The sequence below is a fragment of the Thioclava sp. UBA3469 genome, from assembly GCF_002378135.1.
GTDB classification, from domain to species: Bacteria; Pseudomonadota; Alphaproteobacteria; order Rhodobacterales; family Rhodobacteraceae; genus Thioclava; species Thioclava sediminum.
Map to the genome: position 1 here is coordinate 13503 of NZ_DFRG01000239.1, position 12354 is coordinate 25856.

Annotated in this window: 11 protein-coding genes; 10 read left to right on the forward strand and 1 reads right to left on the reverse strand. The window is 64.4% G+C overall.

The features are described 5' to 3' along the window. The first annotated feature begins 33 nt into the window (after positions 1 to 33). The 10 genes from B3D39_RS17040 to B3D39_RS17085 all read left to right on the forward strand — a co-directional run bounded on the left by B3D39_RS17040 (position 34) and on the right by B3D39_RS17085 (position 11728). On the forward strand, positions 34 to 927 hold the full coding sequence (locus B3D39_RS17040; RefSeq protein ID WP_078522163.1) for a carbohydrate ABC transporter permease: 894 nt from the start codon (positions 34 to 36) through the stop codon (positions 925 to 927). After that, on the forward strand, positions 927 to 1811 hold the full coding sequence (locus tag B3D39_RS17045; protein WP_078522164.1) for a carbohydrate ABC transporter permease: 885 nt from the start codon (positions 927 to 929) through the stop codon (positions 1809 to 1811). Before B3D39_RS17040 ends, B3D39_RS17045 begins: the two co-directional genes overlap by 1 nt. A gap of 5 nt (positions 1812 to 1816) precedes the next feature. After that, the gene (locus tag B3D39_RS17050) at positions 1817 to 2929 is read left to right on the forward strand and encodes an ABC transporter ATP-binding protein (RefSeq protein ID WP_274963096.1); all 1113 of its coding nucleotides are present in this window, start codon (positions 1817 to 1819) and stop codon (positions 2927 to 2929) included. Next, on the forward strand, positions 2926 to 4425 hold the full coding sequence (locus B3D39_RS17055; RefSeq protein WP_274963095.1) for an FAD-dependent oxidoreductase: 1500 nt from the start codon (positions 2926 to 2928) through the stop codon (positions 4423 to 4425). Before B3D39_RS17050 ends, B3D39_RS17055 begins: the two co-directional genes overlap by 4 nt. A 42-nt stretch (positions 4426 to 4467) precedes the next feature. Next, on the forward strand, positions 4468 to 6054 hold the full coding sequence (locus B3D39_RS17060) for a GMC family oxidoreductase (protein WP_078602383.1): 1587 nt from the start codon (positions 4468 to 4470) through the stop codon (positions 6052 to 6054). Position 6055: 1 nt separating this feature from the next. Next, complete coding sequence (locus B3D39_RS17065) at positions 6056 to 6388, forward strand: Dabb family protein (RefSeq protein WP_098412282.1); 333 nt, start codon at positions 6056 to 6058, stop codon at positions 6386 to 6388. Between the two features lies 1 nt (position 6389). Then, a complete protein-coding gene (locus B3D39_RS17070; RefSeq protein WP_274963094.1) occupies positions 6390 to 7415 on the forward strand; it encodes a LacI family DNA-binding transcriptional regulator in 1026 nt (341 codons plus the stop codon). Positions 7416 to 7508: 93 nt separating this feature from the next. Next, positions 7509 to 8678 (forward strand): Gfo/Idh/MocA family protein, encoded by a 1170-nt coding sequence (locus B3D39_RS17075; protein WP_274963093.1) that lies wholly within the window; start codon positions 7509 to 7511, stop codon positions 8676 to 8678. A 24-nt stretch (positions 8679 to 8702) separates the two neighbouring features. Then, positions 8703 to 10793: an FAD-dependent oxidoreductase gene (locus B3D39_RS17080; RefSeq protein WP_274963092.1), complete on the forward strand. Its 2091-nt coding sequence runs from the start codon at positions 8703 to 8705 to the stop codon at positions 10791 to 10793. Continuing rightward, positions 10790 to 11728: a sugar kinase gene (locus B3D39_RS17085; protein ID WP_274963091.1), complete on the forward strand. Its 939-nt coding sequence runs from the start codon at positions 10790 to 10792 to the stop codon at positions 11726 to 11728. Before B3D39_RS17080 ends, B3D39_RS17085 begins: the two co-directional genes overlap by 4 nt. 367 nt (positions 11729 to 12095) lie before the next feature. Here B3D39_RS17085 and B3D39_RS20680 read toward each other — a convergent pair whose 3' ends face one another. Further along, positions 12096 to 12341 carry a DUF6538 domain-containing protein gene (locus B3D39_RS20680; protein ID WP_369127233.1) on the reverse strand — a complete coding sequence of 82 codons (246 nt, stop codon included), beginning with the start codon at positions 12339 to 12341 and terminating at the stop codon, positions 12096 to 12098. Between the last annotated feature and the right edge of the window lie 13 nt (positions 12342 to 12354).

The following is a 12354-nucleotide window of genomic DNA, read 5'->3' on the forward strand; positions in this document are numbered from 1 at the left end:
CCCATCCGTCTCATTTCCCCAAAGGAGAGAGCAATGGCCCGTCCGGTCCAGTCAGACTTGCGTACCCGGCTTCAGGAATGGATTCCCAAGATCGTCCTCGCGCCCTCTGTCGCGTCCATGTTGATCTTCGTCTACGGCTTCATCGTGTTCACCGGGTACCTGTCGTTCACGAACAGCCGGATCCTGCCGAGCTTCGACCTTGTCGGCTGGCACAATTACTGGCGGCTTTTCCAATTGCCGACCTGGACGATCGCGGTCCAGAACCTTGCGATCTTCGCCTCGCTCTACATCGCGATCTGTATCGCGATCGGGCTCACCCTCGCGATCTTTCTGGATCAGAAAATCCGCGGCGAGGGGATGTTGCGCCCAATCTTCCTCTATCCGATGGCGCTGTCGTTCATCGTGACGGGCACGGCGTGGAAATGGCTTCTCGATCCGGGCATCGGCATCGAACATACCCTGCATCTCTGGGGATGGGAGAGCTTCCATTTCGGCTGGATCAAAAGCTCGTCCATGGCGATCTACACGGTGGTGATCGCCGCGGTCTGGCAAAGCTCGGGTTTCGTCATGGCGATGTTCCTCGCCGGGCTGCGCGGCATCGACAACGAGATCCTGAAAGCGGCGCAGATGGATGGCGCCTCGAACTGGAACCTCTATCGCCGCATCATCATTCCGCAGCTTCGGCCCGCGTTCCTGTCGGCCTTCGTCATCCTCGCGCACCTTGCGGTCAAATCATATGACCTCGTCATCGCGCTAACCGGTGGCGGCCCGGGCCGGGCAACCGAACTGCCCGCGACCTTCATGTATTCCTACACTTTCACCCGCAACGAGATGGGCGTGGGCGCAGCGTCGGCGGTTATCATGCTGATGACCATCGCCGCGATCATGATCCCCTATCTCTACGCTGAACTGAAGGAGCCGAAGTAATGTCCGGCGCCGTCGATACCGGGGTCGCGATCCGCACAAATCGCGTGACCCGCACCTTCATCTATCTTTTCCTGCTGCTGTTCGCGCTGTTCTACCTGCTGCCGCTCGCGGTGATGCTGATCAACTCGGTCAAACCTCTGAGTGAGATCACGGGCGGCAACATGATGGCGCTGCCCAATGTCTGGACTTTCGAGCCATGGCGCGAAGCCTGGTCCTCGGCCCAGATCGGCGTTCAGCCGACCGGCCTGCGCCCCTACTTCATCAACTCGATCCTGATCGTGGTTCCGGCCGTGGCGATCTCGACCATCATGGGCGCGCTTAACGGCTACGTGCTGACCAAGTGGCGGTTCCGCGGTGACACGATCCTCTTCGGGATGCTGCTGTTTTCGTGCTTCATTCCGTTCCAGATCGTGCTGATCCCGATGGCGCGGGTGCTGGGCATGATCGGGCTCGCAGGCTCGGTGCCGGGGCTGATCCTCGTTCACGTCGTCTACGGGCTCGGCTTCACGACGCTTTATTTCCGCAACTACTACTCGGCCTTCCCGACCGAGCTGGTGCGCGCGGCGCAGATCGACGGGGCCGGGTTCTTCCGTATCTTCTACCGCATCCTGCTGCCGCTGTCGGGGCCGATCATCGTGGTCACGATCATCTGGCAGTTCACCAATATCTGGAACGACTTCCTGTTCGGGTCGTCCTTCGCCGGGCAGGCCAGCCAGCCGATGACCGTCGCCTTGAACAACCTCGTTCAAAGCTCGACCGGCGTGAAGGCCTACAACGTTCACTTCGCGGGTGCGATCCTTGCGGCGCTGCCCACTCTCATCGTCTACATCGTCTCGGGGCGCTTCTTCGTGCGCGGCCTGATGGCGGGCTCAGTCAAGGGGTAATGCCAATGGGTCTCCTCGATATTTCAAACGTCACCAAGTCCTACGGCGCGGTCGAAGTGCTGCACAGCGTCGACATCTCGGTCGATGAAGGTGAATTCCTCGTGCTGGTCGGCCCGTCCGGCTGCGGCAAGTCCACGCTCTTGAGCATGATCGCGGGGCTGGAAGGGATCACCTCCGGCGAGATTTCGATCAAGGGGCGCACCATGAACGGTGTGCACCCGTCGAAGCGCAACATCGCGATGGTGTTCCAGTCCTACGCGCTCTACCCTAACATGACCGTCGGCCAGAACATCACCTTCGGCCTCGAGATGCATGGCACGCCCAAACCCGAACGCGAGGACGCGATGAACCGGGTGGCGGAGATGCTGCAGATCGACAATCTGCTCTCGCGCAAACCGGGGCAGCTTTCGGGCGGTCAGCGTCAGCGCGTCGCGATGGGCCGTGCGCTGGTGCGCGACCCGGATGTGTTCTTGTTCGACGAGCCGCTGTCGAACCTCGACGCGAAACTGCGCGTCGATATGCGCACCGAGATCAAGAAGCTGCACCAGAGCCTTGGCACCACGATCGTCTACGTGACCCACGACCAGATCGAGGCGATGACGCTCTCGACCCGGATCGCGGTCATGAACAAGGGCTATGTGCAGCAGCTCGGCACACCGAAGGAAATCTACGACACGCCCTCGAATGTGTTCGTGGCGACATTCATGGGTAGCCCCGCGATGAACGTGTTCCCGTCGCGGATCGTGGTGAAGGACGGTGCGCCGCATGCCGCCGTGACGGGCCATGACGGGGTGGAGCAACTGCTCCGCTTCCCGCAAGCCAATCTCGCTCAGTGGGACGGGCGCGAAATCCTTCTCGGGATCCGGCCGGAGACGATCACCGATCCGGAGGGGGCCGATCGCAACGCTGACCATATCGCGTCGCTGCGCAACCATATCGGTGTCACCGAACCTGCCGGGTCCGATACTTTCGTGACGATGACGCTGGGCGGGCGCGACGCCATCGCCCGGATGCGGGCCGATGTGACCGTGCGGGCGGGCGAGGTCTTCGATTTCGCCGTCAACATGGACAAGGCGGTGGCCTTCGATCCCAAGACGGAGGAGCGCATCCAGCCATGAGCGATGCCGACGTCATCATCATCGGCTCGGGCATGGGCGGTGCCACCACGGCGGCGGCACTGGCCGGGACGGGGCGGCGCGTGCTGGTGCTCGAGCGTGGCGAACGCCTGCCCGACACGCCGGACGCGCGCGACCCGGACGCGATCTTCGCGCGCGGTCATTACCGGCCCGAGGAAACCTGGCTCGATGGCGATGACGTGCCGTTCAACCCCGGCAATTACTACAATGTCGGCGGCAACTCGAAATTCTACGGCGCCGTTCTGATGCGCTACCGCAAGGCGGATTTCTCGCCTGTCGCACATCAAGGCGGGACCACGCCGGGCTGGCCAATCGCCTATGACGAGATCGAGCCGTTCTACCAGAAGGCCGAGGCGCTCTATCAGGTGCGCGGTCAGCTTGGAGAGGACCCGACGGAGCCGCGCCATTCCGGTCTCTACGCCCATGCGCCGGTCCCGGACGAACCCGATATCGTGGCGCTTCGGCGGCGGCTGAAATCGGTCGGGCTGCACCCGTCCTCCCTGCCGCTCGGGGTCGATATCGACCGCTGGCTCGCGCATGGGCGGACGCCTTGGGATGCGTTCCCGGATACCTGCGGCGGCAAGATGGATGCCGAAAACGTCGGTCTGGCGACGGCGCTGAAATCCCCGAATGTGGAGCTGATGACTGGCGCGCGGGCGCAGCGTCTGATCGTGGACGACGAGAACCGCATCAGCGGGGTCGAGATCGAGAAAGACGGGCAGACGCAGACACTCACGGCGCCGGTCGTGGTGCTCTCCGCCGGGGCAGTGCAAAGCGCGGCCCTCTTGCTGGCCTCAGCGACTGAGCGTTATCCGACCGGGCTGGCGAACGGTTCCGATCAGGTCGGGCGCAATTTCATGAACCACAATTGCTCGGCCGTTCTGGCGCTGCACCCGCTGCGCCGGAACCGGGCAATCTACCAGAAGACGCTGGCGATCAACGATTTCTACCTGTCGGGCGGGGCGAAGGGCGCGCCGCTGGGCAATATCCAGCTGCTCGGCAAAATCTCCGGTCCGATCCTCGCCTCGGCCTCGCCGCTGCCGCGACCGGTGGCGAGCTGGATCGCCAACCGCTCGGTCGACCTTTATGCGATGTCCGAAGACCTGCCCAATCCCGAGAGTCGCGTGACGCTGAAGGACGGCAAGATCCGGCTCGACTGGAAGCGCTCCAACTGGGAGGCCCATCTCGAACTCGTCGCCATGCTGCGCAGAAAGCTGCGCGCTGCGGGCTACCCGATCGTGCTTGCGCGGCCGTTCGACCGGCAGACCCCGTCGCATCAGTGCGGGACGGCGCGGATGGGTAACGATCCGGCGTCGAGCGTCGTCGATACGTTCTGCCGCAGCCATGACCACCCGAACCTGTTCATCGCCGATGCGTCCGTCCTGCCGACCTCGGCTGCCGTGAACCCCGCCCTTACCGTCGCGGCGCTCGCCCTGCGCGCGGCCGAGCATATCGAACAGACAGAGCTTGCCGCCTGAGCCACCCGGGCTGCGGCGAGAGACTTGGCCAAGGAGGCCAGCATGAAGACGACTTACGATTTCATCATTATCGGCGGCGGTTCGGCAGGCTCGGTGCTGGCCGGGCGTCTCTCCGAGGACCCGTCGGCTGACGTGCTGCTGCTCGAGGCGGGCGGCAGCGATCGCCACCCGTTCTATCATCTGCCCGCGGGCTTCGCGAAGATGACCAAGGGCATCGGCAGCTGGGGTTGGGACACGGTTCCGCAGCGCCACATGCAGAACAAGGTCTTTCGCTACACGCAGGCCAAGGTGATCGGCGGCGGCTCCGCGATCAACGCGCAGGTCTATACCCGTGGCAATGCGCGCGATTACGACGAATGGCGTCAGATGGGATGCACCGGCTGGGGCTATGAGGATGTGCTGCCCTATTTCCGCAAGGCCGAGGATAACGCGAGCCTCGAGAACCGGTATCACGGCAAGGGCGGCCCGCTCGGCGTGAGCGATCCGCGTGCGCCCCTGCCGGTCTGCGAGGCCTATTTCGAAGCGGCCGCCGAGCTTGGCATTCCGCGCAATTACGACGTGAACGGCGAGAAGCAGGACGGGGTCGCCTATTACCAGCTGACCCAGCGCAATGTGCGCCGTTCCTCAGCTGCGATGGCCTATGTAGCGCCCAATCGTCACCGCGAGAACCTCACGGTGAAGCTGGGTGCGCAGGTGCGCCGCATCGTGGTCGAGAATGGCCGCGCAACCGGGGTCGAGCTCGTCGATGGCACGCAGCTTCGGGCGGAAAGCGAAGTGCTGCTCTGTTCGGGGGCGATCGGCTCGCCGCGGCTCTTGCAGCTGTCGGGGATCGGGCCGGCGGATGAGCTGGCCTCGCTCGGGATCGATGTCGTCTTCGACCAGCCGGAGGTGGGGTCCAATCTGCAGGACCACCTCGACCTTTATTGCATCAGCGAACTGTCGGGGCCCTATAGCTACGACCGCTATGCGAAGCCGCATTGGGCGGCGTTGGCGGGGCTGCAATATCTGTTCGGACGCAAGGGGCCGGTGGCGTCGTCTTTGTTCGAAACCGGTGGCTTCTGGTATGCCGATCCCGAGGCGCGGTCCCCGGATCTGCAGTTCCACTTGGGGCTCGGGACCGGCATCGAACATGGCGTCGTTTCCATGCCGCAGGGCGGTATCACGCTCAATTCCTGCTATCTGCGGCCGCGCTCGCGCGGCAGCGTCCGTCTGCAAAGCGACGATCCGGCGAAGGCGCCGCTGATCGATCCGAACTACCTGCAGGACCCGCTCGATCGCGAAATGTCGATCCGGGGGTTGAAGCTGACGCAGGAAATCCTGTCGCAATCGCCCTTGCGCAAATATATCCTCGCCGAGCGCCTTCCGGGGCCTGACGTCCGAACCGATGAGGATTACTTCGATTTCATCTGCACCCATTCGAAGACGTCGCATCACTGCGCGGGGACATGTCGCATGGGCGCCGATCCGGGAGCTGTCGTAGACCCGACATTGCGGTTCAACGGGATCGAGGGGCTGCGCGTCGTCGATAACTCGATCATGCCGCGCGTGATCTCGTCCAACACCAACGCCGCGGCGATCATGATCGGCGAGAAAGCCGCCGATATGATCCGCGCGTCACATGGAGGCTGACATGACAGTGCGCCACATTGTTCTCGTCAAATTCAAACCCGAGCTGAGCGAGGAAGAGATCGCGCCGCTCTGGGAGGAGCTGCACGCGATCGAGGGCAAGGTGGACGGGCTTGGCGCGATCTGCGCGGGCCGCTCCGAGAGCCCCGAGAAGATCGAGCGCGGCTACATGCACGGCTTCACCGTCGATTTCCGCGACTGGGAGGCGCTCGCCGCCTATCAGGAACATCCCGATCATCGGGCGCTCGGGGCGAAGCTCGTGGCCAACGCGCAAGGCGGGATCGACGGCATCCTCGTCTTCGACCTCGAGATCGCGGCTCAGCCGCAGGGGGCGTGACATGGCGCCGAGCGACCGCAGACCGACGATCATCGACGTGGCCCGCAAGGCCGGGGTCTCGAAATCGACCGTCAGCCTCGTGATCCAGAACAGCCCCCTGGTGAAGCAGAAAACGCGCGAGCAGGTGCAGGCTGCGATGACCGAGATCGGCTATGTCTATAACCGGGCGGCGGCCAATCTGCGCAGCGCCGGGGCCGGGCTCGTCGGTCTCGTGATCAACGACCTTCGCAACCCGTTCTTCACCGAATTCGCGACATCCGTTCAAATGGCGCTGTCGAGCCGCGGCTATGCGGCCGTCGTGGCGAACACCGACGAAGACCCGCAGCTTCAGGCGCAGGTGGTCGAGGCGATGATCGAGCACGGCGTCTCCGCGATGATCCTGTCGCCCGCCTATGGCGACGAGGCGCTGAGCTTCGAGGCGCTTCAGCGGGCGGGCATTCCGGCGATGCAGGTGCTGCGCAAAGTCGAGATGCGGACCGAGCTTTTCCCCTTCGCCGCGCCGGATTATCCGAACGGGACGCGCATCGCGACCGAGCATCTCCTCGAACAAGGCGCGAAGCGGATCGCTTTCGTGGGCGGTCTGGAAGGCCGGGCCGTCACGCAGGAACGTATGGCGGGCTATCTGAGTGCGATCGAGATGGCCGGGCTCGAGCCCTTTGTTCTGACCGGCAGCGCGAGCCGCGCCTTCGGCAGGCAGGCGGCGCATAAGTTGGCGGACGACCATCCGGAGGTGGATGGCGCGGTCTGCTTCAACGATCAGGTCGCGCTCGGGATGATTTCGGGCTGCGCCGAGATCGGGCGCAATGTCGGCCGCGATCTGCGCATCGTGGGCTTCGATGACATCGAGGAGGCGGCCCATTCCTGGCCCCCGCTCAGCTCGGTGCGCTGCGATATTGAAGGCTTCGGGAAGCTTGTCGCCGAAACGATCCTGGCCTGGCTCGAGAACGATAAGATGCCGGCGCCGGAAATCCGCACGCCGGTCTCACTGGCCATTCGTGGATCGAGTGGCGAGACACCTGCGGGTTGAGACGACAGGGAGACGGGAGGCCCGCCCGTTCGGACGAAACAGAGACGAGACCGCGCGGAGAGACACCGGCGCGAACAGGAGAGGAGTGTTCAAATGACAGAGATCCGCGTTGCCGTGCTCGGCGCTTCGGGGTGGATGGGCAAAGTCCATACGATGGCCTACCAGACCTTTCCGCATTTCTTCGGGACCGAGGGGGGCACGGCGCGCGTCGTCACCCTCGTCGATCGCAATCCCGCGCGGGCGCAGGAACTTGCCGCCCGGGTGCCCGGTGCGCGGATCGTTCAGAACTGGCGCGAGGTGATCGCCGATCCCGAGGTCGATCTCGTAGATATCTGTCTTCCTGACAACCTGCATTACGAGGTCGCGAAAGCCGCGCTCGAAGCGGGCAAACATGTCTTTTGCGAAAAGCCCCTTGCGGAATCCGCCGAGGAGGCGCGCGAGCTTGCCGATATCGCGAAGGCGCGCGGCCTGATCACTCGCGTCGGTCACGGCTTCCCGCGCAACCCCGTCCATGATCTCGCGAAGGAGATCATCGATGCGGGCGAGATCGGCGAGATCACGATGTTCAAAGGGTGCCAGCATGTCGACATGTATGGCGACCCGATGGTGCCCTATATGTGGCGCGCCGATGGGTCGCTCGCGCCGACCGGGATCGTCGGGGATACCGGCAGCCATGTCTTCAGCTTCATGGAATTCCTCGTCGGTCGCGTCTCGTCTCTGATTGCCAACAACATCATCGTCACGCCGCGCCGCCCCAAGATCGAAGGGCTGGGGCTTGGTGAGACGGCCGAGCTGACCGGCAGCGAGGAATGGGCCGATATCACCAATCCCGACGCGAGCCAGATTCTGTGCACGTTCGAGAACGGTGCGAACGGGATCGTGGATTTCAGTCGTGTCGCGACCGGGCGCAAATTCATGCAGACCTACGAGATCTACGGCACGAAAGGCAGCCTCGCCTATACGTTCGACGAGGTGAACCGGCTGCGCTTCTACACCAATGCCGATCCGATCGGGCGCCGCGGCTACCGCGAGATCGATGTCGGGCCCGAGCATCCGACCTACGCGGCCTTCCTGCCGCTGCCGAATTTCGCGCTCGGGTATAACGAGACCAAGATCATCGAAGCGGCGGAGGTCATCCGCTCCATCGTCTCCGGCAAGGCGATGTGGCCGACCTTCGAGACAGGCCATCACATCACCCAGATCGTCGACGCCTGCATGAGCTCGTCCCGGCAACGCGCCTGGGTCGATATTCCGCAAAGCTGACCGGACCGCAAACGGAGCCAAGACATGGACAGTGCAATCCCTCAGGAAATCCTAGACGCCCTGACCGATATCGAGATGCCGCGGCTGCGGGCCGACGAGGCGATCCCGGAGATGCTCGAGGTTGCGGGCCTCACCCTGCCGGTCTATCGCACCGGCTGCCTCGTCGTCGGCAGCGGGGCCGCGGGGCTTCGCGCCGCCGTCGAACTCAAGCGGCGCGGCGGCGAGGTCATCGTCGCGAGTCAGAGCGCCTGGGGCGGGACCTCCGCCTGCTCGGGTTCCGACAAGCAGACGCTGCACACCGCGAATACCGCCGATCACGGGGATGATTTCCAGGCGATGGCGCGGGCGATCCGGGCTGGCGGCGCGATGGACGAGGACACGGCCTATATCGAGGCGGTCGGCTCGCCGCGCATGATGGCCTCGCTGCAATATCTCGGCCTGCCGCTGCCGCAGGATCGGTTCGGCGCGACGCTGCGCTACAAGACCGACCATGACGAGACCGGGCGCGCGACCAGCTGCGGCCCCCGAACCTCGCGGTTGATGGTCAAGGTGCTGGCGGAAGAGGCGCTGCGGCTCCACGTGCCGATCTTTAACCACACGACGGTCGTGCAACTGCTCACCGAAGGCGACGGGGATGACCGCCGGGTCTCCGGGGCGCTGGCGTTCCGCAAATCCGAACGCAATGAGGCCAACCCATACGGTCTCGTGCTGTTTGCCGCGCCGAATGTCGTGCTCGCGGCAGGCGGGCCGGGCGAGCTTTATCGCGACAGCGTCTATCCCAATGGCTGTTTCGGAACGCTGGGTCTCGCGCTCGAAGCGGGGATCGAATTGGTGAACCTCACCGAGAGCCAGTTCGGCATCGGCACGCGCCGCGAAGGGTTTCCGTGGAACCTCTCGGGGACTTACGTGCAATCCCTGCCGCATATCTATTCGGTCGATGCCGAAGGGCGCGAGCATCATTTCCTCGCGCAGTACTACCGGACGACGCAGGAGCTGGCCTCCAACGTGTTCCGCAAGGGCTATCAATGGCCGTTCCACGCGACGCGGATGCTGGATTTCGCGTCGAGCCTCGTCGATCTGGCGATCTGGCGCGAGAGCGCTGCGGGGCGCCGGGTCTTCATGGACTTCAACCGCAACCCGCTGCCGGTGCCCGGCGATCAGCCTTTCGATCTCACCCGCCTCGACGAGGATGTGCGGACCTATCTGGGCACCGCCGGGGCAGATCAGGAGTTGCCGATCGACCGGCTGCGCCACATGAACCCGCTCGCGATCGAACTGTACCGCCGCTACAAGGTCGACATCGCCGCCACGCCGCTCGAATTCGCGGTGAACAACCAGCATATGAATGGCGGGATCGCGGTCGATCCCTGGGGCCGCTCGAACTTGCGCGGTGTCTATGCCGCGGGCGAGGCGGCGGGCACGCATGGCGTGACGCGTCCGGGCGGATCGGCCCTGAATGCCGGTCAGGTCTTCGGCACCCGCGTTGGCGAGCATATCGGCGCAAGCCGCACGGCCCATGCGCCGGATGCTGTCGGATCGGAGGCCCTCACTGCGGCGGTGACGGATCTGCTTGCACGGTTGAACACGGACAGCGCGCATTCCGTGAAGTCGGTCCGCGACGAAGTTCAGGCCCGGATGAGCGACCATGCCGGGATGATCTGCAACGGCGAGGACGTGGCCGAAGCGCTTGCAGCGGCGCGCCAGTTGAACCGGAGCTTGCGCAGCGGCGGGATCGCCCCGGAGCGCGCGGGCGATGGCGGGCGGGCGATCCAGTGGCAGCAGATGGCGCTTGCCTCCGAGGCCGTCCTTGCCGCGCTCGACCAGTATATCTCGCAAGGCGGTGGCAGCCGCGGCGCGCGCGCGATCTGTTCCGATGACGGCGAAGCGATCCCGATGGCGCGCGACACGGATCTGGGCGCGTTCCGCTTCAAGACGGAGCGCGACATCGACAAACAGACGCAAATCCTCGTCCGTCTGGAGGGGGAAGACTTGAAGATCGACACCCGCGAAAACCGCAGCTTTGACGAGAGTGCGCGCGCGTTCTTCGAGCGGGACTGGCCCGATTGGCTGACCGGCCGCATCTTTGACCTCGATGCGAAAGGCCTGCGCGAATGAGTGAGAACCCGAAGAAGATGGTCGCCGTCGGGGAAGCGATGCTGGAACTCGCCCCGGTCGAGGGCGGCACGTTCCGCCTTGGCTATGCGGGCGATACGTTCAACACGCTGTGGCACGCGGCGCAACTGCTTGGGTCGCGTGCCCGGGCGGGCTTCGTCACGCGCATCGGCGAGGATAAGCTGTCCGGTCGTTTCCTCGCAGAGATGGAGGCGGATGGCTTGGACATCTCCACCGTGCAGCGCGATGCCGAACGCGAGATGGGGCTCTACATGATCGAGCTCGAGGGAGCGGAGCGCAGTTTTCACTATTGGCGCCAGCTCTCCGCGGCGCGTCGGCTCGCGGATGATCCCGATACCCTCGGGCGCGCCTTGTCCGGCGCGGATCTCGTCCATGTGTCGGGCATCACCCTGGCCATTCTCTCGCCGGAGGCGCGCGAGACGCTGTTCGACGCGATTGCCAAAGCGCGCAGCGAAGGCGCGCGAATTTCCTTCGATCCGAACTATCGGCCACGGCTCTGGCAATCGCCGGAGGAAGCGCGTGACACCTGTCTGCGCATGCTCGACCATACCGATATCGCGCTGCCGAGCTTTGACGACGAGGCTGCCTTGTGGGGCGATGCGACGCCGGAACAGACCTTGGAGCGATTGAGTGGGCAGGGGGTTGCTGAGATCGCCGTGAAGGATGGCGCGCAACCCGTCTGGTATCATGCCGAGGGCCACACTGGTCGGCGCGACACCCCGGTTCTGACAGAGTTGCGCGATACCACCGGCGCGGGCGATGCGTTCAATGCGGGCTATCTTGCCGCCCGTCTTCTTGGGCACCCGGTCGAACAGGCGATCGGCATGGGGCAGACAGTCGGCGGCGCGGTCTTGGGCGAGCCGGGCGCGCGGCTGGGCAAGGACGCAGCGCGCGCCCTCGCGGCATCGCTGGAATAGGGCGGTTACGGTCCATCGAGTGACCTCATGCCTATGCGGTGGTCGTCATTCCGCCGCGCCGTGACGCTTCAAACCTGTCAGGCTGCCGTGTCGGGCGCGGGACTTCCACCCACGCCAAACCGCTCTGGCATCTGAAAATAGGTAAGCGTTGACGTGTGTTCTTCTCACGAACCTCATTCGCCTTCAGGATGGGCATGCCTTTGGCTCTCATTGAGAGACAGGTCGGGGAGGCCTATGGCTCCGCGTGCTGCCGGGACTGCGGGCGACAGAGGATCCACATTGGCAATGGCCTCGATTCGGGAATGGACGTCGCTGAGAGGTCCCGTAATCAGGTCTGCCATCGGGCTGAAGCTCATGCCCCAGGCCTTCAGTATGTCGACCGAGGCGTCGAACATAGCTCGTGTGTCTGCGGCACGCCCGGCGCGACGGGCCCTCCACTCGGTGAAGAGAGCAAGCCTGACGTTGGCACAGCGTGCCTCGGCCTTGATGAGTCCCTCGTCTTAAGAGACCTGTTAATCTCACGGAGGGGTTCGACGTCCGTAAACTCATTCGGGACGCGCATGCGGAAGTAGTAGGTCTTGCCCGTTGCCCCACCCGGGTGGAGTTCTCGCAAATTCCACCCGCAG